This is a genomic window from Nocardioides cremeus, assembly GCF_030518195.1.
GTDB classification, from domain to species: Bacteria; Actinomycetota; Actinomycetes; order Propionibacteriales; family Nocardioidaceae; genus Nocardioides; species Nocardioides cremeus.
The window spans coordinates 26678-45905 of record NZ_JAULSC010000023.1 but is presented as its reverse complement, the minus strand read 5'-3'; the positions used below and the strand labels follow the sequence as shown (position 1 = coordinate 45905).

The window sequence follows — 19228 nt, the reverse complement described above, 5'->3', positions numbered from 1 at the left end:
ACGAGCACCAGCGAGGAGCATCGCCGAGACCCGGTGAGTGACGTGCTCGCCGTACGCCGAGTGGTTGCGGGGTCTCGGCGTCGCTCGAGCCTCCGGCCCTCACTGCTCGACCAACGGTGCGACCCTGTCGTAGGTCGAGCAGCGACGAGCACCAGCGAGGAGCATCGCCGAGACCCGGTGAGTGACGTGCTCGCCGTACGCCGAGTGGTTGCGGGGTCTCGGCGTCGCTCGAGCCTCCGGCCCTCACTGCTCGACCAACGGTGCGTCCCCGTCGTTGGTCGAGCAGCGACGAGCGCCAGCGAGGAGCGTCGCCGAGACCCGGTGGGTGACGTGCTCGCCGTACGCCGGGTGGTTGCGGGGTCTCGGCGTCGCTCGAGCCTCCGGCCCTCGCTGCTCGATCAACGGCCGGCGTACGCCGGTTCTCCGGGCGCGACACGCCGTGGACCATCTCGAACACGCGTTCGAGATGCGTCGTACGATGTCGACATGGACTTCCAGACCACGCTCTTCGCGGCGCCGTCCGACGGGGTGCCCGCCCTGGTCGAGGGCCTCGCCGGACTCGAGCGCCACCACCTCGGCCAGGGGGCCTGGGTGGACGTGCTGCGCTCCTGGCTGCCCGAGCCCGACGACGTGATGAGCACCCTCGTCGAGCAGGTGCCCTGGCGCGCCGAGCGACGCCAGATGTACGACCGGCTGGTCGACGTGCCCCGCCTGCTGCACACCTACATGATCGGCGAGGAGCTCCCGCACCCGGTCCTGACCCAGGCCCGGGAGGCACTGAGCGAGCACTACCTGCCCGAGCTCGGTGAGCCGTTCCGCACCGCGGGCTGCTGCTACTACCGCGACGGCCGAGACTCCGTGGCCTGGCACGGCGACACGATCGGGCGCGGCAGCACCCAGGACACGATGGTGGCCATCGTCTCGGTCGGCGACCCGCGCAAGCTGCACCTGCGCCCGCGCGGGGGCGGTGAGAGCCGGGTCTTCGAGACCGGCCACGGCGACCTGCTGGTGATGGGCGGCAGCTGCCAGCGCACCTGGGAGCACGCGGTGCCGAAGGTCGCGCACGCCGGTCCGCGGCTCTCGGTGCAGTTCCGACCGCTCAACGTCTTCTGACGCCCGCACGGGTCTGGCGCGCTCGTCGCGACAGGCGTTCAATGGAGGGTTCCAGGGCGCCGCTCGGGGTGCCTGCGACGGGAGGTACTCCATGACCAGCCAGGACCCGCACTCCGGTGAGACCGGTCGGCACCGCCAGCACCACGAGCGCCCTCCCGCAGCTCATGTGCGCGGCGACCACCCGGTCGGGGCCAGCACCGATCCGTCCATGGGGTTCAGCACCTCGCCCGAGGACCGGCTGCACCTGCCGGAGACGCCACTGGACTCCGGCAAGCGCACCGGCAGCATGGTCTGGCTGCTGATCGCCGTCGCCGTCGTGGCGGTGCTGGTGGCCGCGCTCGTGGTCGCGCTGCTCTGAGGCGCGCGGGCCTCAGGACGTGACGGCCCCCGCGCGGTCGTGCGACCGCGCGGGGGCCCGCGCGTCAGCCTCGTCGCCGGCTGGCCCACCACACGAGCAGGAGCACGACCAGCCCGGCCCCGACCTTCGGGCCGTAGCTGCGCAGCAGCACCGGCAGCACGGTCGAGCCCAGGTCGAGCGCCTCGTCGCCGGCGCCCGCCGACGTGGGAGTCGACGTGCCCGCTGATGACACCGGCCGGGGCGGCTCCGGTCTCGTGGAGGCCGGCTCCGGTTCCGGCACGCCCGGGTCCTCCCCCATGTGCTTGCCCGGAGGAGCAGGAGCGGCAGGGGGCGGCATGTCGGCCGGCTCCGGTTCCCCCGGAGCCGCGAGGCGCTGCTCGAGGCAGCTGACGAACTGGCCCAGCAGCTTGTCGGAGACGTCCTGCATCACCCCGCGGCCGAACTGCGCGGGCTTGCCCGTGACGGCCAGGTCGGTGACCACCTCGACGTCGGTGCGCTCCGCGCCGGCCGCGCTCATCGAGAGGGTCACCTTGGCCCCGGCCGTGCCGTTGCCGCGCTTGTCCTTGCCCTTGGCGTCGACGACGTAGCGGTGCGACGCGTCGTCCTTCTCCACGAACGTGCCCGACCCGGTGTAGAGCAGGGCGATCGGGCCGAGCTTCACCTTGACGGTGCCCTTGAAGGTGTCGTCCTCGACCCCGGTGACGGTGGCGCCGGGGAAGCACTCGGCGAGCGCGCCGATGTCCTGGAAGTGCTCCCAGGTCTCCTCGACGCCGAGCGGGACGCTGAACTGGTGCCGGAGGTCCACTACGCCCCCGCAGCCGCGAGCACCGCTCGCCGGGTCAGCACCGTGGCCAGGTGGCGGCGGTAGTCGGCGTCGCCGTTGAGGTCGGAGGGCGGGGTGCAGCCCTCCGCGGCGCGCGAGGCCGCCTCGCGCACGGCCTCCTCGGTGGCCGGCTGGCCGCGCAGGGCCTCCTCGACCGCCCGGGCCCGCAGCGGCGTGGAGCCCATGTTCGTCAGGCCCACGCGCGCCTCGGTGATCGTGCCGCCCTCGGCCTTGACGGCCGCTGCGACCGCGACGATCGGCCACTGGTGGGCCACCCGTACGAACTTCTCGTAGTGCGCGCCCCAGCCGGTGTGCTTGGGCAGGCGGACCTCGGTGAGCAGCTCGTCCTCGCCGATCGCGGTCTCGAAGAGGTCGACGAAGAAGTCGTCGGCCTCGACCGTGCGGGTCGAGCCGCCCTGCCCGGCGATCACGAACTGCGCTCCGAGCGCCAGCGCGGGTGCACCCAGGTCGCCGGCCGGGTCGGCGTGGGCCAGCGCCCCGCCGAAGGTGCCGCGGTGCCGGATCTGGGCGTCGGCCAGGTGCTCGACGGCACGCGAGACCAGCCCGGCGTGCTCGGCGACCAGCGGGTCGGAGGCCACGACGCTGTGCGGCGTCATCGCCCCGACGACGACCACGTCGCCCTCGTCGCGCACCCCCCGCAGCGACTCGATGCGCCCGAGGTCGATGACCACCTCGGGGGCGTTGAGGCGCATCCGCAGCACCGGCAGCAAGCTCTGCCCGCCGGCCAGCACCTTGGCGTCGTCGCCGTGCTCGGCGAGCGCGGCCAGCGCCTCCTCCACCGAGGTGGGGGCCAGGTAGTCGAACGGTGCGGGGATCACAGCGTGCCTCCGGTCGTGCGGTCGACGGTGCCGTCCATGCCCGTCGAGGAGTCGAAGTGCGGGGCCGCCGCACCGGTGGTGGGATCGCCGCCGCCCGCGTCTCGGTCGTGCACGGCCTTCCAGACGCGCTCGGGCGTGCACGGCATCTGGATGTCGTTGACGCCGAAGTGGCGCACCGCGTCGACGACCGCGTTGACCACGGCGGGCGTCGAGGCGATGGTGCCGGCCTCGCCGACCCCCTTGGTGCCCAGCGTGTTGGTGATCGAGGGCGAGGAGGTGTGGTCGATGTCGAAGGAGATCGTGTCGGCCGCGGTGGGCAGCAGGTAGTCCGTGAAGGACCCCGAGACCAGCGTGCCGGCGTCGTCGTAGACCGCCTCCTCCCACAGCGCCTGGGCGATGCCCTGCACCAGACCGCCGTGCACCTGGCCCGAGACGATGAGCGGGTTGATGATCGTGCCGATGTCGTCGACGCAGACGTACTTGCGCATCTTCACCTGGCCGGTCTCGGTGTCGACCTCCATGGCGCACAGGTGGGTGCCGTGCGGGTAGTTGAAGTTCACCGGGTCGTAGGTGGCGTCGGAGTCGAGCTGGGGCTCGATGCCCTCGGGGTAGTCGTGGGCGGTGAAGACCGCGGTGGAGACCTCCGCGATGCTCATCCCCTGGTCGGTGCCCTTGACCGAGAACCGCCCCCCGGAGAACTCGAGGTCGTCGACCGAGGCCTCGAGCAGGTGCGCCGCGATCGGCCTCGCCTTCTCGATCACCTTGTCGGCGGCCCGCACCAGTGCCTCGCCGCCCACGACCAGCGAGCGCGAGCCGTAGGTGTCGAGGCCGCGCTGGGCGACCTGGGTGTCGCCGTGCAGCACCTCGACGTCCTCGAAGGGGACCCCCAGGCGGTCCGCGATGATCTGGCTGAACGCGGTCTCGTGACCCTGGCCGTGCGCGGAGGCGCCGGTGGTGACCTCGACCTTGCCGGTGGCCAGCATCCGCACGCTCGCGTGCTCCCAGCCGCCGGCGCCGTAGTTGAGCTGGCCCAGCACCCGCGAGGGGGCCAGGCCGCACATCTCGGTGAAGGTCGAGACGCCGATGCCGAGCTGGACGGTGTCGCCGGCCTCGCGGCGTCGGCGCTGCTCCTCGCGCAGCTCGTCGTAGCCGAACATCTCCTTGGCCTTCGCCGTCGCAGCCTCGTAGTTGCCGGTGTCGTACTCGAGCCCGGCCACGGTGGTGAAGGGGAACTCCTCGTGGCGGATCCAGTTCTTCTCCCGCAGCTCGAGCGGGTCCATGTCGAGCTCGGCCGCGAGCTCGGTCATCAGCCGCTCGATGGCGAACGTCGCCTCGGGCCGCCCGGCGCCCCGGTAGGCGTCGGTCCAGGTCTTGTTGGTCAGCACGGTCTGGCAGTTGAACTGGTAGGCCGGGAACTTGTAGATCGCGTTGAACATGAACGCGCCCAGCACCGGGACCCCGCCGCCGATGAGCGAGACGTAGGAGCCCAGGTCGGCCAGCAGCTCGACCTTGAGACCGGTGACCGTGCCGTCCTTCTCGGCGCTCAGGGTCAGCTTCTGCCACTGGTCGCGGCCGTGGTGGCCGACCATCAGCGACTCGCTGCGAGTCTCGGTGTACTTGACCGGCTTGCCCAGCCGGCGCGCGATCGCGAAGACCAGCCACTCCTCCGGGGTGGTCTGCAGCTTGCCACCGAACCCGCCGCCGACGTCGGGGGCGATGACGCGGATCTTGGACTCCGGCACGCCGGTGGTGGCGGCCAGCGCGAAGCGCAGGATGTGCGGGATCTGGGTCGCCGACCACATCGTGATCTGCTCGCCGGTGGGGTCGACGACCACCGAGCGCGGCTCCATGAACGCCGGGATCAGCCGCTGCTGGCGGTACTCGCGCTCGATGACGACGCCGCCGTCGCGGGCCTTGGCGATGGCCTCGTCGACGTCGCCGCCGGTGCCGGCCTCGGCGGAGTCGAACTTCCAGAACGCGGACTTGTTGGTGCCCAGGTCGGGATGGGCCAGCACCTCGTCGCGCGCGGCCGCCTTGAGGTCCACGGCGGCCGGCAGCTCGTCGTACTCGACGTCGACGAGCTCGGCGGCGTCGCGGGCCTCGGCGGCGCTGCGGGCCACCACCACGGCCACGACCTCGCCGGCGAAGCTGACGCGGTCGGGCGGCATCGGCGGGTGGGCCGGGGCGACCTGGTCGGTCGTGATGGCCCAGGCGTTGATCAGCGTGCCCTGGGACTCGCCGAGGTCGGCGCCGGTGAGCACCGCGACCACGTTGGGCGCGGCCTCGGCCTCGCTCTTGTCGATCGAGGTGATGGTCGCGTGCGCGAAGGGGCTGCGCACCATCGCCAGGTGCAGCATGCCCGGCATCGTGATGTTGTCGGTCCAGCGGGTGCGACCGGTGATCAGGCGCTGGTCCTCCTTGCGCCGGCGGTCGCGGCCGATCTCCTGGGCGACCTCGGCGCGCTCCTGGGTCGCGGTCATGACGCCGCCCCCTGCCCGGCCGCCTGCTGCACGGCCTTGACGATGTTGTGGTAGCCGGTGCACCGGCACAGGTTGCCCTCGAGGCCGAGCCGGATCTCCTCCTCGCTGGGCTGCGGGTTCTCCTCCAGCAGCGCCACGCTCTGCATGATCATCCCCGGGGTGCAGAAGCCGCACTGCAGCCCGTGGCACTCGCGGAAGGCCTCCTGCACCGGGTGCAGGTCCTCCCCCGTGGCCAGGCCCTCGATCGTGGTGACCTCGGCCCCGTCGGCCTGCACGGCCAGCACGTTGCACGACTTCACGCTGGTGCCGTCGAGGTGGACGGTGCAGGCACCGCAGTTGCTGGTGTCGCAGCCGACGACGGTGCCGGTCTTGCCGAGGCGCTCGCGCAGGTACTGCACGAGCAGCATCCGCGGCTCGACGTCGTCGGCGACCTTCGAGCCGTCGACGGTGAGACTGATCCGGGTCATGGACTCTCCCTCTGCAGGTGCGCGTGCGCGCATGCTGGTGTGATGCGGCTCACGCTAGGGCGACCGGGTTGGTCGCCGGTTGGCGAGGCGCTCACGGCGGGGGTGAGACCGGGTACGACCCACGCCCGGTCCGGGACGCCGTAAGGTGAGGGGGCTGTCCGACCCCAGAAAGGCACGCGTGGAAGCACTCGGCAACTGGTTCACCTATGTCCAAGACAACCTCGAGTTCATCCTCGAGGAGCTCGTCAACCACCTCCAGATCGTCGCCATCTCGGTCGGTGTCGCCACCGTCGTGGCGGTGCTGCTGGGCGCCTGGGCGCAGAGCCGGCCGATCGTGCGGGCCCTGGCCCTGTCGATCACCGGCATCTTCCTGACCATCCCCTCGCTGGCGCTCTTCGCGCTGTTCATCCCGCTCTTCGGCATCGGCAACCGGCCGGCGATCGTGGCGCTGGTCCTCTACGGCCTGCTGCCGATCCTGCGCAACACCGTGACCGGTCTCGACTCGGTGAGCCCGGCGGTCGTGGAGTCGGCCCGCGGCATGGGGATGAGCCCGCGCCAGCAGCTGCTCAAGGTGCGGCTGCCGCTGGCCTTCCCCGTCGTGATGGCCGGCATCCGCGTCTCCACCCTGCTCATCGTCGGCCTGACGGCCATCGCGGTGCTCGTGGGCGGCGACGGACTCGGCTCCTTCATCCAGGACGGCCTGACCCGCAACGGCTTCCCGAACGCCGGCAACGCCGTCGTCGTCGGCGTCGTCTTCACCGTGGCACTCGGGCTGGTGCTCGACGCCGTGCTCGCGACCGTGCAGCGGGTGTTCACGCCCCGCGGCCTGCTCGTCTGAGCACCACCCACCAACGCTCCATCGAGAGGAACCCATGAGCCCCGAGCCCAAGATCCACCTCGACCGGGTGGGCAAGACCTACCCCGGCACCAAGATCCCGGCCGTCGAGGACCTGACCCTCGACGTCCACGAGGGCGAGATCCTGGTCCTGGTCGGTCCGTCCGGCTGCGGCAAGAGCACCACCCTGCGCCTGATCAACCGGATGATCGAGCCCAGCAACGGACGCATCCTGCTCGACGGCGAGGACGTCACCAAGGTCAACCCCGACAAGCTGCGTCGTCGCATCGGCTACGTCATCCAGCAGATCGGCCTCTTCCCGCACCAGACGATCGCGCAGAACATCGCGACCGTGCCCAAGATGCTGGGCTGGGAGAAGGAGCGCATCACCGAGCAGGTCGAGTCGCTGCTGACGACGGTCGGCCTGGACCCCGACCAGTACCGCGACCGCTTCCCCAAGGAGCTCTCGGGCGGCCAGGCCCAGCGGGTCGGGGTGGCCCGGGCCCTCGGCGCCGACCCCGACATCATGCTGATGGACGAGCCCTTCGGCGCGATCGACCCGATCACCCGCGACCGTCTGCAGAACGAGTTCCTGCGCCTGCAGGAGGAGCTGCACAAGACGATCGTCTTCGTCACCCACGACATCGACGAGGCGATCAAGATGGGCGACCGGATCGCGATCCTGGGCGATCGGAGCACGATCCGCCAGATCGACACGCCCGAGCGGATCCTGGCCTACCCGGTCGACGACTTCGTCGACGACTTCATCGGCACCGGCTCGACCATCAAGGGACTGAACTTCCTCAAGGTCAGCTCGCTGAAGCAGACCGACTACCCCTCGATCTCCGACGCCGACCCCTGCGCCACGGGAGTGGCCAAGCTCGACGAGGCCGGCCTGGAGTGGCTGGTGCTGGTCGACGCCCAGCGTCGTCCGCTGCGCTGGTTGCACCGCGACGAGCTGGCCAAGTCGCCGGCGTCGTACGACGATCTCGGCGAGGACGTCGGCGACCTGCTGAACAGCGACGACAGCCTCTTCCACGCGCTCGAGCTGATGGTCCAGAGCGCAGCGGGCCAGAGCGTCGTGGTCGACAAGCACGGCGCCTTCGCCGGCGTCGTGGAGATGTCGCACCTCAACAAGGCCATCCGCCGCGCGCAGTACGAGGCACGCTTGCACTACGAGGAGATGGAGGCGAACGCATGACCGGCGTCTTCTCCAGCAGCCTGGGCTGGGTCCGCAACCGGACCCCGGTCTCGACCACTCCGCCCGAGGGCTTCTCACCCGACCCGCGCCGGCGCAACGCCGCCGAGCTGATCGACCGGTGGGGACTGTGGATCGCGCCCGTGCTGATCGCCGGCCTCGCCGGGCTGCTGGCGCTCTACCACCGCAGCCTCGACCTCGAGAGCGCCGTGATGCAGCAGCGCTCCGCGCTGAGCTGGTCGGGCAAGCTGTGGCCGCAGACGCTGCAGCACCTAGAGATCGCGGCGTACTCGACGCTGCTGGTGATCGTGATCGCGATCCCGCTGGGGGTCCTGCTGACCCGCCCGGCTTTCCGCCGGGTCGCGCCGACGCTCATGACGGTGGCCAACTCCGGCCAGGCGTTCCCGGCGTACGGGCTGCTGGTGGGCGGGCTCTTCCTGCTCGGCAACGGAACGGCGACCGTCGTCTACTGCCTGGCGCTCTTCGCGCTGCTGCCGGTGCTGCGCAACACGATGGTCGGTCTCGACGGGGTCGACCGCAGCGTCATCGAGGCCGGCCGGGGCATGGGCATGACCCGCCGACTGGTGCTGACCCGCATCGAGCTGCCCCTCGCGGTGCCGGTGATCCTCGCCGGGGTGCGCACCGCCATGGTGCTCAACATCGGCATGGCCACGCTGGCCTTCCTGATCGGCGGCGGCGCGCTGGGCATCACCATCAGCTCGGGCCTGAAGCTCAACCAGGACCCGGTGCTGATCGTCGGCGCGGTGATGGTCGCGATCGTGGCACTGACCTTCGACTGGCTCGGCGCCATGGCCGAGCGCTACCTGCGCCCGCGCGGCCTGTAGGCCCCGCACCACCACGCACGACGACGCCGCCCGGTCCGAGAGGACCGGGCGGCGTCGCTGTCTGCGGGTGCTGCGGGCGCAGCGGGGGCCGGGGTCAGAGGACGCCGGCGTCCTCGAGGTACTGCTCGGCGACGCGCTCGGCAGGAGTGCCCTCGACGTCGACCTTCGCGTTGAGCTCGGCCATCTTCTCGTTGTCGAGGTCGGCGAAGATCGCCTCGGCGATCTCGTCGTAGGTCTCGGCGTTCTCCTCGTAGATCTCGTTGCTCATCGTGAAGGAGCTGTTGTAGATGATCATGACGCCCGGGTCCTCGACGAGCTCGAGGTTGAGCGCGGTGATCCGGCCGTCGGTGGTGAAGACCTCGCCGAAGTCGCAGTTGCCGTCGGAGGTCTCGGAGTAGATCAGGCCGGTGTCGAGGATCTGCGACTGGCTGCCGGGCAGCTCGTAGCCGGTGGCCTCCTCCCACAGCACCAGGCCGTCGGGCCGGTCGGGGAACTCGGTCTCCATGCAGACGGTGGCGTCGGGGTTGGCCTCGAGGTAGTCGGCCATCGACTGGAAGTCGAAGCCGCCCTCCTGCTCGGCCAGGTCACCGTTGGCCGCGAAGCCGTAGGTGTCGTTGAACGGCGAGAGCCCGATCCACTTGATGTCGTTCTGCTCCAGGTCGGCCTCGGCCGTGACGTCGTAGAGCTCCTGGGGGTCCTGGCTGGGGTCCTCGTTGCCGAGGTGGACCGTCCAGCCGGTGCCGTTGTACTCGGGGTAGACGTCGATGTTGTCGCTGAGCAGCGCGTCGCGGTTGACCGACGTGCCTCCCAGGTTGACCTTGTTGTCGACGCTGGCGCCGCGGGCCTCGAGGGCCTGGGCGAACATCTCGCCGAGCAGGATGTTCTCGGTGAAGTCCTTCGAGCCCACCGTGAGCGAGACCCCGTCGAGCTCGGCGCTCGCACCGCTCGCGCTGCTGCTGTCGTCGCCGCACGCGGTGACGGTGAGGCTCAGGGCCACTCCGGCCGACACGGCCATCAACTTCTTGCCTAGGCGCATCTGTTCAACTTTCCGATCGCTTGCAGGATGGAGCGCACGTCCCCATCACACGACGACCGGTAGCCGCCCGCCGGTGCACAGCGTGCGCCCGAGCGCGCTGCAGGGGACCGTGGGCACCTTCGACCATAGTCCGCCCGGGCGGTCGCTGCGGGCCAGATGTGACGCACGGGGATAACGACTCGGTCTCGTTCGGCACCCCTCTTGTCAGCGTCGGGCGGCGGCCAGGCGGCCCTTGAGCAGCGGGACGAGCGGGTGGGCCCGGCCGCCGAGACGGGCCAGCGCCGCCTCCACGACCTCGGTGTCGTACGGCGCGCGGTCGCTGTAGCGGGCCACCGCCTCGGGCTGCGGGTCGGCCAGCAGGGCCTCGCGGACCGCGACGGCGACGTACTCCCCCAGCTCCTGCAGGGCCGGTGAGTCGGTGCCCGGCAGGAGGTCGCCGCCGTAGGCCTCGACGGCTTGGGCCACCCGACCGCGGCGCAGCAGGCCCAGCACGTGGTCGACGTCGGTGGCCACCGGCATGGTCAGCCGGTAGGGACGCGAGGAGAGCTGGCCGCCCAGCGCGTGGCGCAGGTGCGAGACCTCGGCCTTGAGCGTGGAGAAGGTGACCGCGTGGTCGCCGTAGACGCTCGCGTGCAACCGGTCGAGGGAGAGCCCCTCGGGGTGCAGCGCGAGCAGGGCGAGGATCTCGCTCTGGCGCCGGTTGAGCAGCAGCCGCTGCCCGTCGAGGAGCGCCTCGGCGGTGCCGAGGACCGAGAGCACCAGCCCCGGCTCGCCCTCGTCGGGCTCCACGGCGTGGCCCAGCGGCGTGGCGCTGGCCGGCAGCGCCTGCTCGATCAGGCGGGCCATCACCTGCGCGGTCGCCAGCCCGATCGGGTGGGTGCGCTCCCAGGTCGTGGAGAGGTCGAGCACGCCGAGCTGGACGCCGCTCGCCGGGTCGTGCACGGGGGCGGCCCAGCAGACCCAGTTGTGCACCATCGAGGCGTAGTGCTCGGCGCTGAAGACCGTCGCGGCCCGGTCGTGGCGGTTGGCCAGGTCGAGGGCGTTGGTGCCGGCGGAGCGGTCGTCCCAGCACCCGCCGGGCACGAAGTTGACCGACTCGGCCTTGCGACGCATCGTGCGGCCGCCGTACGTCCACAGGATCCGGGTCTGCGGGTCGGTGACCGCGACCACGAGGTCGCCGTCCTCGGCGGTGCGCCGCAGGTCGGCCTCGACACGCTCGACGGCGGCCTGCAGCGGGGAGTCGCGCCAGTAGGCGGCCGTCTCGGTCTCGTCGGCGAGGGGCGCGTGCGGCACCTCGGGCCCGATCGTCTGCTCCGAGCGCGACCAGCTCGACCAGATCTCGGGGCGCACCAGCGCCTCGGCGCCGTCGCCGTGCTCGACGAACGAGGTCCACGCGCGCACGGCATCGACCCGGCGCGCCCGCAGATCGGCTTCCATGGCCAGAACCTAGCACCGGGGGTGATGCGGGTCACAAGAGTCGGAGCTGCCTGGAGGCCCCACGGCGCGGGAGCTTCATCGGCCGGCCGATGAACCTCCCGGGTGGCCGATGAAGCTTCGTCGTCCACCCAGGAGGTCTGTCGGCCGGCCGATGAATCTCCACGCGCGCCACCCCGCCCGTACGCCGCTCAGTCGAGGTCGTGGGGCAGGTCGCGGTGGATGCGGCCCTCGGTGGCGGCGAGGTGCTCACCCGTGCCGCCCCAGCGCCCGGCGATGATCTCGGCGGCGATCGAGATGGCCGTCTCCTCGGGGGTACGGGCGCCGAGGTCGAGGCCGATCGGGCTGGAGAGCCGGTCGAGCTCGTCGTCGGTGAGGCCGGCGGCGCGCAGCCGCTCGAGCCGGTCGTCGTGGGTGCGCCGCGAACCCATCGCACCGACGTAGGCCACGTCGGGCAGCCGCAGGGCGACCTCGAGCAGCGGCACGTCGAACTTCGGGTCGTGGGTGAGCACCGCGAGCACGGTGCGCTGGTCGATGCGCCCGGCCTCCTGCTCGGCGGCCAGGTAGCGGTGCGGCCAGTCGACGACGACCTCGTCGGCGTCGGGGAAGCGGCTGGTGGTGGCGAAGACGGGCCGGGCGTCGCAGACCGTGACGTGGTAGCCCAGGAAGCTGCCCACGCGGGCGACGGCGGCGGCGAAGTCGATGGCGCCGAACACCAGCATCCGCGGCTTGGGCGCGAAGGCCCACACGAAGACCCGCATCCCCTCGCCGCGCCGCTCGCCGTCGGGGCCGTAGGACAGCGTCGCGCTGGTGCCGCTGGCCAGCAGCCCGAGCGCGTCGTCGTGCACCGCGGCGTCGGCGCGCGGCGAGCCGATCGATCCGGCCACCGGCTCCTCCTCGGGGCGTACGACGATGCGCCGCCCGCGCCAGGCCGGGTCGGGGTGGTCGATGACGGTCGCGAGGGCCACGGGGAGCCCGGCCTCGACGTCGGCCGCCAGGGCACCCAGCTCGGGGAAGCTCTCGCGCGAGACCCGCTCGACCCACACGTCGAGGATGCCGCCGCAGGTCAGGCCGACGGCGAAGGCGTCGTCGTCGGAGACGCCGTAGCGCTCGAGCACGGGGGTGCCGCCCGCGACGACCTCCTGGGCCTGCTCGTAGACGGCGCCCTCGACGCAGCCGCCGGAGACCGAGCCGACCGCGGTGTCGTCGGGGCCCACCAGCATCGAGGCGCCCGGCGGGCGGGGAGCGGAGCGGAAGGTCGCCACGACGGTGGCGACGCCGACGGTCTCGCCGGCCTCCCACCACCTCATCAGCTCGGGCAGCACGTCACGCACGGGCGATCACCTCGCAGAGCTCGGCGTAGGTCGCCAGGGAGTGCCCGGCGACGAAGTCGTCGACGTGCGGCAGGACCGCCAGCACGCCCTGCTGCACCGGCTCGTAGCCGGCCTTGCCGCGGTGCGGGTTGACCCACACCACGCGATGGGCGACGCGCTGCAGCCGCGCGACCTGCTCGGCCAGCAGGGCGGGGTCGCCGCGCTCCCAACCGTCGCTGAAGACCACCACGACGGCGCCGCGGGCCGCCCCGCGCCGGCCCCACCGGTCGAGGAAGGCTGCCAGCGACTCCCCCAGCCGGGTGCCGCCCGACCAGTCGGGGACGGCCTCGCCGGCGGTGACCAGCGCCCGGTCGGCGTCGCGCAGGCGCAGCGCGCGGGTCAGGTGGGTGAGCCGGGTGCCGAGGGTGAAGGTCTCGACGCGGGAGCCCGGCAGCGCGTGGGAGAGCCGGTGCGCGAGGCGCAGCAGCGCGTCGGCGTACCCGCTCATCGAACCCGACACGTCGACCAGCAGCACCACCCGGCGCGGGCGCACGCTGCGGCGGCGCCAGGCGATCTCGGCCGGCTCGCCCATCCGGCGCAGGCTGGCGCGCACGGTGCGGGCGGCGTCGACGTCGCCGCGGCGCCACCGCTCGTGGCGCGAGGTGCGCCGCAGCGGCGCGCGCACGTGCAGCGAGGCGAACATCTCGGCCAGCCGCGCCTTCTCCCCCGGGCTCAGCGAGGCCACGTCGCGGTGGCGCAGCACCTCGACGTCGGAGGCCATCGCGCGCACGACCTCGTCGTCGTCACCGCCGTCGCCACCGGCTCCGGCGTCGCTCTCGGGCAGGAGGGCCGGCGAGGGGGCACCCGCCGGCGCCGGGCGCGAGCGGGGCAGCTCGCCGCGGGGGTCGAACCAGGCGGCGAAGACCTGGTCGAAGCGGTCGAGGTCGTCGGGGCCGGCGCACAGCGTCGCGCGGCCGGCCGCACGCACCGCGACCACGTCGCCGAGCCCGACGTGCGCGGTCGCGGCCAGGAACGAGGCGCCACGGTCGTGGGTGACGCCGACCCCGGCGGCGCGCAGCGCGTGGGTGAAGCCGAGCAGCAGCTCGTCGGGGGCGTGAGCCGCGGTGCTCACGGTGCTCACGGTGCTCACGGGGTGAGCATCCGGTCGAGCGCCTGGCGCACCCGGTCGGCGTCCTCGCGGTACTTCACCAGCGCACCCACGGTGCGCGCGGCCGTGGCCAGGTCGATCTCGGTGGCGCCGAGGTGGTGCAGGGCGCGCGCCCAGTCGAGGGTCTCCGCGACCCCCGGCGGCTTCTGCAGGGGGCCGGCGGCGGTGCCGGTGCGCAGCTGCTGGACCACGCCGACGACCTGGCGGGCCAGCTCCTCGGATACCTCGGGGGCACGGGTGCGCACCACCTCGACCTCGCGCTCGAGGCCCGGGTGGTCGATCCAGTGGTAGAGGCAGCGGCGCTTGAGCGCGTCGTGCAGCTCGCGGGTGCGGTTGGAGGTCAGCACCACCACGGGCGGGGTCGCCGCCCGCACGGTGCCGAGCTCGGGGATCGAGACCTGGTAGGTGGAGAGCACCTCGAGCAGGAACGCCTCGAACTCGTCGTCGGCGCGGTCGACCTCGTCGACCAGCAGCACCGCTGGGGCCTGCTGCAGCGCGGCCAGGACCGGGCGGGCGAGCAGGAAGCGCTCGTCGTACAGGCTCTTCTCGGCGCCCTCGGCGTCGACGTCGCCGCCGGCCGCCTCGAGAGCGCGCAGGTGGAGCACCTGGCGGGGGAAGTCCCAGTCGTAGAGCGCCTGGGTGGCATCGATCCCCTCGTAGCACTGCAGCCGCACCAGCGGCAGGTCGAGCGTGGCGGCCAGCGCCTCGGCCAGCGCGGTCTTGCCGGTGCCGGGCTCACCCTCGAGCAGCAGCGGCCGCTGCATCCGCAGCGCGAGGAACACGACCGTGGCCAGGTCGTCGTCGCAGAGGTAGCCGGTCTCGCGCAGGCGCGCCGCGACGGCGGTGGCGTCGGGCACGTCGGTGGGCGTCATGGACCCAGGCTAGTCAGCGGGTCGTTGGCCTCCGGTTGGGTGCGTCCGCAGACTGGAGAGGTGACCCGTGCGAGCAGTACCCCCGAGCCGAAGACCTGCGCCGCGTGCGGGCGCACGATCGAGTGGCGCAAGAAGTGGGAGCGCGACTGGGACCAGGTGCGCTACTGCTCCACGGCCTGCCGGCGCCACGGCGTCACCGACACCGACCGGGCGCTCGAGGCCAGCATCCTCGACCTGCTCGCAGCCCGGTCGCGCACGAGCACCATCTGTCCCTCCGAGGCCGCGCGGGCCGTCGGCGGTGCCAGGACCGACGGGGCAGACGCGGCCGACGGGGAGGCGTGGCGCGAGCTGATGGAGCCGGCCCGCCGGGCCGCCCGCCGGCTCGTGGCCGCCGGCGAGGTCGAGGTCACCCAGGGTGGACGCGTGGTCGACCCGTCGACCGCCAAGGGGCCGATCCGGATCCGTCGCGCCTGAGGTCCGGGCCCGGGTCGGCGGGCTCACAGCAGGGCGCGGGCGCTGTCGAGGAAGGGGCGGCCCACGCCGGTCGCCCCGAAGTCGCTGACGTAGAGGCCGGTGGAGACCCGTTCGAGGAACGCCCAGGCCCAGACCCGGTCGGCGTCGGCGCCCGTGGCCTCCGCGGCCAGGTCGCACCAGTGCCGCAGCCGTCGGCGGGCGTCGGGGCCGCGCAGGTGGCTGCACCAGTCGCGCAGCAGCACCCCGACGTCGTACGCCGGGTCGGCGAGCACCCCGTCGGGGTCGACCAGCACCCAGCCACCCGGCGCACCCGGGCGTGGCTCCCGGACCCGCAGCACGTTGGCGGGGTGCGGGTCGCCGTGGGCGACGACGCGCGGCCCGGCCCACCCCGCAACCTCGTCGGCGCAGTCGAGCGCGGTGCGCAGCACCCGGGGGTTGGTCGGCTGCCCGAGCCGCCGGTCGCGCTCGACGACCCCGGCACGCAGCCTCGGCGCCGGGTCGGCCTCGCCGGTGGCGGCGCCTGCGGGCAGCTGCCAGGCCTCGGCGAGCACCCCGAGCGCCACCCGGAGCTTGTGCTCGGGGTCGGCGGGCAGCCGGTCGAGCGGATCGCCGAGCGACTCGAGCAGCAGCGCCGAGTGCTCCGGCGCCCGGTCGTGCAGCAGCACGTAGCCGTGGCCGTCCGCGGCCGCCAGCACCCGGGCCTCGTCGGCCAGGGTCGGGTCGGGCAGCACGACCTTGACCACCCGTTCCGCGCCGGCGCGGGTGCGCGCACGCACGACGTACGACGCGCTGCCGCCGGGCACCGGCCGGCCCCAGGCCAGGTCCCAGCGCGCGGCGAGGTCGTCGAGGGTAGCGGGCAGGCCGGCCTGCCAGCGCGCGCCCACCTCGCCGAGGTCGGCGACCCGCGCGCGCGTCAGCGGTTGGAGTCGTACCGGCGGGTGCGCCGGGCTCACCGCGGGGTGTCGACGTCGTCGCCGGAGGCCAGGTCGCCGCACTCCACGAGCCGCACCGACCTGGTGGCCAGGTAGTCGCGGGCGCCCTGGTCGCCCACCGCGCTCGCGCGCACCCCCGCCCAGTGCTCGCGCCCGATCAGCACCGGGTGCCCCGGCACGCCGTCGTACGACGCCCGCGCGAGCGCCGCGGGTCCGTCGCCGCCCGCGCGGACCCGGCGCACCACCTCGGGCACCAGGTCAGGCAGGTCGACCAGGCTCACCAGGGCCGCCTGCGCGGGGCCCGCGTCGAGGGCGGCGAGCCCGGCGTCGAGGGAGGCGCCCATCCCCTCCTCCCACCGGTCGGCGAGGACGACCTCGACGCCGGCGGTGTCCTCGAGCACCTGGAGCAGGCGCACGGCCTCGGGCGCGGAGGCACCCAGCACGACGACCACGTCGTCGCACCCGCCGTCGTCGAGCAGGTGCACCGCCCGGGTCAGCCAGGGGCCGTGGTCGTCGGAGACCAGGGCCTTGGGGGTGCCCATGCGACGCCCCGCGCCGGCGGCCAGCAGCAGTCCTGTCGTGTGCACGTGTGCCCCTCTCCTCCACCGACCTCCGCGGGTCAGCGGTTGAAGGCCTCGGCGTACATCTCGGCGAGCTCGGGCTCGGCAGGCCCGCTCAGGCCGCAGCCCAGCACCCGGCCCTCGACGGCGGCCAGCAGGTAGCGCGAGCCCTCCTCGAGCGCGACGCCACCGACCAGTGCCTGCTGGCTCTCGCTCGGGGCCACCACCTCGACCCGGTCGGTGGCGCGGCCGGCGAAGAACTCGACGGGCTCGAGCACCGCGAGGCCGTCGTCGACGCCGACGACGGTGGCCTCGAGGGCCAGCGGCTGCTCGGCCAGCGCCTCGGCGGTGGGCTGCATGCAGCGCCCGCCCTCCTGGCCGAGGTCGAGGCGGGTCACCGTGGGCTCGACGTCCTCGCCCGGGGTGTCGCTGCCCGTGGTCGTGTCGTCGGCCAGCGGCACCTCGGCGTCGTCGCCCCCGAGCAGCGCCACGCCCCCGACCACGAGGATGACCGCGACCGCGAGCCCGGCGACCACCCAGGTCAGGGGTCCGCGACCCGAGCTGGCGACGGTCTCGGTGCTGTCGGCGGAGCGGGGGGTCTCGGGCACGGCCCCAGCCTGCCGCACGAGCGCCCACCCCAAACGTCTTCCCCCCGACCCAGCACGCAGACAGGGCCCCCGCCCGGAGGCGAGGGCCCTGCTGAGGTCGTGCTGGTCGTGCTGGGTGCTACGGGTGGGGCTGGATCAGAAGTCCATGCCGCCCATGCCGCCCATGCCGCCGTCGCCGCCCGGCATCGCGGACGCCTTCTCCGGCTTGTCGGCCACGACGGCCTCGGTGGTGAGGAAGAGCGCCGCGATGGAGGCGGCGTTCTGCAGCGCGCTGCGGGTCACCTTGGCGGGGTCGATGATGCCGGAGGCGATCATGTCGACGTACTCGCCGGTGGCCGCGTTGAGACCGTGACCGGGGGTCAGGTTGCGCACCTTCTCCGCCACGACGCCGCCCTCGAGGCCGGCGTTGATGGCGATCTGCTTGAGCGGGGCCTCGGTCGCGACGCGCACGATGTTGGCACCGGTCGCCTCGTCGCCCTCGAGCTCGAGCTTGTCGAACGCGGTGGCCGAGGCCTGCACGAGCGCCACGCCACCTCCGGCGACGATGCCCTCCTCGACGGCCGCCTTCGCGTTGCGAACGGCGTCCTCGATGCGGTGCTTGCGCTCCTTGAGCTCGACCTCGGTGGCCGCGCCGACCTTGATGACGGCCACGCCGCCGGCCAGCTTGGCGAGGCGCTCCTGGAGCTTCTCGCGGTCGTAGTCGGAGTCGGAGTTCTCGATCTCGGCGCGGATCTGGTTGACCCGGCCCTCGATCTGGGCGGCGTCGCCGGCGCCCTCGACGATCGTGGTCTCGTCCTTGGTGATGACGACCTTGCGGGCCTGGCCGAGCAGCTCGAGACCGGTGGTCTCCAGCTTGAGGCCGACCTCCTCGGAGATGACCTGGCCACCGGTCAGGATCGCGATGTCCTGCAGCATGGCCTTGCGGCGGTCACCGAAGCCGGGGGCCTTGACGGCCACGGACTTGAAGGTGCCACGGATCTTGTTGACGACCAGCGTCGACAGGGCCTCGCCGTCGGTGTCCTCGGCGATGATCAGCAGGGGCTTGCCCGACTGCATGACCTTCTCGAGGATCGGCAGCAGGTCCTTGACGTTGGAGACCTTCTGGTTGGCGATCAGCACGTAGGCGTCCTCGAGGACGGCCTCCATGCGCTCCATGTCGGTGGCGAAGTACGCCGAGATGTAGCCCTTGTCGAAGCGCATGCCCTCGGTGAGCTCGAGGTCGAGCCCGAAGGTGTTCGACTCCTCGACGGTGATGACGCCTTCCTTGCCGACCTTGTCCATCGCCTCGGCGATGATCTCGCCGACGGTCGAGTCCGCGGCCGAGATCGACGCGGTGGCGGCGATCTGGTCCTTGGTCTCGATGTCGATGGCCATGCTCGACAGCGACTCCGACACCGAGGCGACAGCGGCCTCGATGCCGCGCTTGAGGCTCATCGGGTTGGCACCGGCGGCCACGTTGCGCAGGCCCTCGCGGACCATCGCCTGGGCCAGCACGGTGGCGGTGGTGGTGCCGTCGCCCGCGACGTCGTCGGTCTTCTTGGCGACCTCCTTGACGAGCTCGGCACCGATCTTCTCGTACGGGTCCTCGAGCTCGATCTCCTTGGCGATGCTCACACCGTCGTTGGTGATCGTGGGGGCGCCCCACTTCTTCTCGAGCACGACGTTGCGGCCCTTGGGACCGAGGGTGACCTTCACGGCGTCGGCGAGCGTGTTCATGCCACGCTCGAGGCCGCGCCGGGCCTCCTCGTCGAATGCAATCAGCTTCGGCATATCTGCTGCGATCCTTCGCAATCAAGAGCTGGACGGACCGGTTCGTTGCCCGCGACGGACGGCCAGGCCGAACCGGCGGACCCTTCCCGCCGACGCTGCTGAC

19 protein-coding genes are annotated in these 19228 nt (G+C 72.6%); 6 read left to right on the top strand and 13 right to left on the bottom strand.

Annotated features, from left to right (window positions below; genetic code table 11):
• The first annotated feature begins 486 nt into the window (after nucleotides 1–486).
• Both QWJ41_RS17995 and QWJ41_RS17990 read left to right on the top strand, forming a co-directional pair.
• Nucleotides 487–1113: an alpha-ketoglutarate-dependent dioxygenase AlkB gene (locus QWJ41_RS17995; RefSeq protein ID WP_302709836.1), complete on the top strand. Its 627-nt coding sequence runs from the start codon at nucleotides 487–489 to the stop codon at nucleotides 1111–1113.
• Between the two features lie 91 nt (nucleotides 1114–1204).
• Nucleotides 1205–1471, top strand: coding sequence for a hypothetical protein (locus QWJ41_RS17990; RefSeq protein WP_302709835.1), 267 nt, complete (start codon nucleotides 1205–1207; stop codon nucleotides 1469–1471).
• Nucleotides 1472–1535: 64 nt separating this feature from the next.
• On the opposite strand, the gene QWJ41_RS17985 is transcribed toward QWJ41_RS17990, so the two are convergent.
• From QWJ41_RS17985 to QWJ41_RS17970, 4 genes are read right to left on the bottom strand one after another with little or no spacing between them, the layout of a single operon-like run.
• Nucleotides 1536–2276: an SRPBCC family protein gene (locus QWJ41_RS17985; protein ID WP_302709834.1), complete on the bottom strand. Its 741-nt coding sequence runs from the start codon at nucleotides 2274–2276 to the stop codon at nucleotides 1536–1538.
• Nucleotides 2276–3133, bottom strand: a complete 858-nt coding sequence (locus tag QWJ41_RS17980) for an FAD binding domain-containing protein (RefSeq protein WP_302709833.1) — start codon at nucleotides 3131–3133, stop codon at nucleotides 2276–2278. The genes QWJ41_RS17985 and QWJ41_RS17980 overlap by 1 nt, the downstream gene beginning before the upstream one ends.
• Nucleotides 3130–5613 (bottom strand): xanthine dehydrogenase family protein molybdopterin-binding subunit, encoded by a 2484-nt coding sequence (locus QWJ41_RS17975; protein WP_302709832.1) that lies wholly within the window; start codon nucleotides 5611–5613, stop codon nucleotides 3130–3132. The genes QWJ41_RS17980 and QWJ41_RS17975 overlap by 4 nt, the downstream gene beginning before the upstream one ends.
• Nucleotides 5610–6080 carry a (2Fe-2S)-binding protein gene (locus tag QWJ41_RS17970; protein WP_302709831.1) on the bottom strand — a complete coding sequence of 157 codons (471 nt, stop codon included), beginning with the start codon at nucleotides 6078–6080 and terminating at the stop codon, nucleotides 5610–5612. Before QWJ41_RS17970 ends, QWJ41_RS17975 begins: the two co-directional genes overlap by 4 nt.
• Before the next feature lie 178 nt (nucleotides 6081–6258).
• Here QWJ41_RS17970 and QWJ41_RS17965 point away from each other — a divergent pair, with 178 nt between their 5' ends.
• The 3 genes from QWJ41_RS17965 to QWJ41_RS17955 are packed head-to-tail and all read left to right on the top strand — an operon-like array spanning nucleotide 6259 to nucleotide 8958.
• Nucleotides 6259–6918 carry an ABC transporter permease gene (locus tag QWJ41_RS17965; RefSeq protein ID WP_302709830.1) on the top strand — a complete coding sequence of 220 codons (660 nt, stop codon included), beginning with the start codon at nucleotides 6259–6261 and terminating at the stop codon, nucleotides 6916–6918.
• 34 nt (nucleotides 6919–6952) lie between these two features.
• Nucleotides 6953–8116: an ABC transporter ATP-binding protein gene (locus QWJ41_RS17960; protein WP_302709829.1), complete on the top strand. Its 1164-nt coding sequence runs from the start codon at nucleotides 6953–6955 to the stop codon at nucleotides 8114–8116.
• Nucleotides 8113–8958, top strand: a complete 846-nt coding sequence (locus tag QWJ41_RS17955) for an ABC transporter permease (protein ID WP_302709828.1) — start codon at nucleotides 8113–8115, stop codon at nucleotides 8956–8958. Before QWJ41_RS17960 ends, QWJ41_RS17955 begins: the two co-directional genes overlap by 4 nt.
• Before the next feature lie 94 nt (nucleotides 8959–9052).
• Here the strand turns inward: QWJ41_RS17955 and QWJ41_RS17950 are convergent, their stop codons facing one another.
• The 5 genes from QWJ41_RS17950 to QWJ41_RS17930 all read right to left on the bottom strand — a co-directional run bounded on the left by QWJ41_RS17950 (nucleotide 9053) and on the right by QWJ41_RS17930 (nucleotide 14781).
• Entirely contained in the window at nucleotides 9053–9994 is a 942-nt protein-coding gene (locus QWJ41_RS17950; RefSeq protein WP_302709827.1) for a glycine betaine ABC transporter substrate-binding protein, read from the bottom strand.
• A 204-nt stretch (nucleotides 9995–10198) separates the two neighbouring features.
• The gene (locus QWJ41_RS17945) at nucleotides 10199–11431 is read right to left on the bottom strand and encodes a sigma-54-dependent transcriptional regulator family protein (RefSeq protein WP_302709826.1); all 1233 of its coding nucleotides are present in this window, start codon (nucleotides 11429–11431) and stop codon (nucleotides 10199–10201) included.
• 188 nt (nucleotides 11432–11619) lie between these two features.
• On the bottom strand, nucleotides 11620–12762 hold the full coding sequence (locus QWJ41_RS17940) for an XdhC family protein (protein ID WP_302709825.1): 1143 nt from the start codon (nucleotides 12760–12762) through the stop codon (nucleotides 11620–11622).
• Entirely contained in the window at nucleotides 12755–13891 is a 1137-nt protein-coding gene (locus QWJ41_RS17935) for a vWA domain-containing protein (protein ID WP_302709824.1), read from the bottom strand. Before QWJ41_RS17935 ends, QWJ41_RS17940 begins: the two co-directional genes overlap by 8 nt.
• Nucleotides 13888–14781: an AAA family ATPase gene (locus QWJ41_RS17930; RefSeq protein ID WP_302709823.1), complete on the bottom strand. Its 894-nt coding sequence runs from the start codon at nucleotides 14779–14781 to the stop codon at nucleotides 13888–13890. Before QWJ41_RS17930 ends, QWJ41_RS17935 begins: the two co-directional genes overlap by 4 nt.
• 60 nt (nucleotides 14782–14841) lie before the next feature.
• Here QWJ41_RS17930 and QWJ41_RS17925 point away from each other — a divergent pair, with 60 nt between their 5' ends.
• A complete protein-coding gene (locus QWJ41_RS17925) occupies nucleotides 14842–15255 on the top strand; it encodes a DUF2256 and DUF3253 domain-containing protein (protein WP_302709822.1) in 414 nt (137 codons plus the stop codon).
• Nucleotides 15256–15278: 23 nt separating this feature from the next.
• On the opposite strand, the gene QWJ41_RS17920 is transcribed toward QWJ41_RS17925, so the two are convergent.
• The 4 genes from QWJ41_RS17920 to groL all read right to left on the bottom strand — a co-directional run bounded on the left by QWJ41_RS17920 (nucleotide 15279) and on the right by groL (nucleotide 19125).
• Nucleotides 15279–16208 carry an aminoglycoside phosphotransferase family protein gene (locus QWJ41_RS17920; protein WP_302709821.1) on the bottom strand — a complete coding sequence of 310 codons (930 nt, stop codon included), beginning with the start codon at nucleotides 16206–16208 and terminating at the stop codon, nucleotides 15279–15281.
• Complete coding sequence (locus QWJ41_RS17915; protein ID WP_302709820.1) at nucleotides 16205–16774, bottom strand: nucleotidyltransferase family protein; 570 nt, start codon at nucleotides 16772–16774, stop codon at nucleotides 16205–16207. The genes QWJ41_RS17920 and QWJ41_RS17915 overlap by 4 nt, the downstream gene beginning before the upstream one ends.
• A 32-nt stretch (nucleotides 16775–16806) precedes the next feature.
• Nucleotides 16807–17355 carry a hypothetical protein gene (locus QWJ41_RS17910; RefSeq protein WP_302709819.1) on the bottom strand — a complete coding sequence of 183 codons (549 nt, stop codon included), beginning with the start codon at nucleotides 17353–17355 and terminating at the stop codon, nucleotides 16807–16809.
• Between the two features lie 135 nt (nucleotides 17356–17490).
• Nucleotides 17491–19125: a chaperonin GroEL gene (gene groL, locus QWJ41_RS17905; protein WP_302709818.1), complete on the bottom strand. Its 1635-nt coding sequence runs from the start codon at nucleotides 19123–19125 to the stop codon at nucleotides 17491–17493.
• Nucleotides 19126–19228: the final 103 nt, after the last annotated feature.

What these genes read in the sequence shown, in the direction of transcription:
- QWJ41_RS17990 (WP_302709835.1), top strand. Translation starts at nt 1,205, where the DNA reads ATGACCAGCCAGGACCCGCACTCCGGTGAGACCGGTCGGCACCGCCAG.
- QWJ41_RS17970 (WP_302709831.1), bottom strand. Translation starts at nt 6,080, where the DNA reads ATGACCCGGATCAGTCTCACCGTCGACGGCTCGAAGGTCGCCGACGAC.
- QWJ41_RS17945 (WP_302709826.1), bottom strand. Translation starts at nt 11,431, where the DNA reads ATGGAAGCCGATCTGCGGGCGCGCCGGGTCGATGCCGTGCGCGCGTGG.
- QWJ41_RS17930 (WP_302709823.1), bottom strand. Translation starts at nt 14,781, where the DNA reads ATGACGCCCACCGACGTGCCCGACGCCACCGCCGTCGCGGCGCGCCTG.
- groL (WP_302709818.1), bottom strand. Translation starts at nt 19,125, where the DNA reads ATGCCGAAGCTGATTGCATTCGACGAGGAGGCCCGGCGCGGCCTCGAG.
- QWJ41_RS17955 (WP_302709828.1), top strand. Translation starts at nt 8,113, where the DNA reads ATGACCGGCGTCTTCTCCAGCAGCCTGGGCTGGGTCCGCAACCGGACC.
- QWJ41_RS17975 (WP_302709832.1), bottom strand. Translation starts at nt 5,613, where the DNA reads ATGACCGCGACCCAGGAGCGCGCCGAGGTCGCCCAGGAGATCGGCCGC.
- QWJ41_RS17995 (WP_302709836.1), top strand. Translation starts at nt 487, where the DNA reads ATGGACTTCCAGACCACGCTCTTCGCGGCGCCGTCCGACGGGGTGCCC.
- QWJ41_RS17960 (WP_302709829.1), top strand. Translation starts at nt 6,953, where the DNA reads ATGAGCCCCGAGCCCAAGATCCACCTCGACCGGGTGGGCAAGACCTAC.
- QWJ41_RS17950 (WP_302709827.1), bottom strand. Translation starts at nt 9,994, where the DNA reads ATGCGCCTAGGCAAGAAGTTGATGGCCGTGTCGGCCGGAGTGGCCCTG.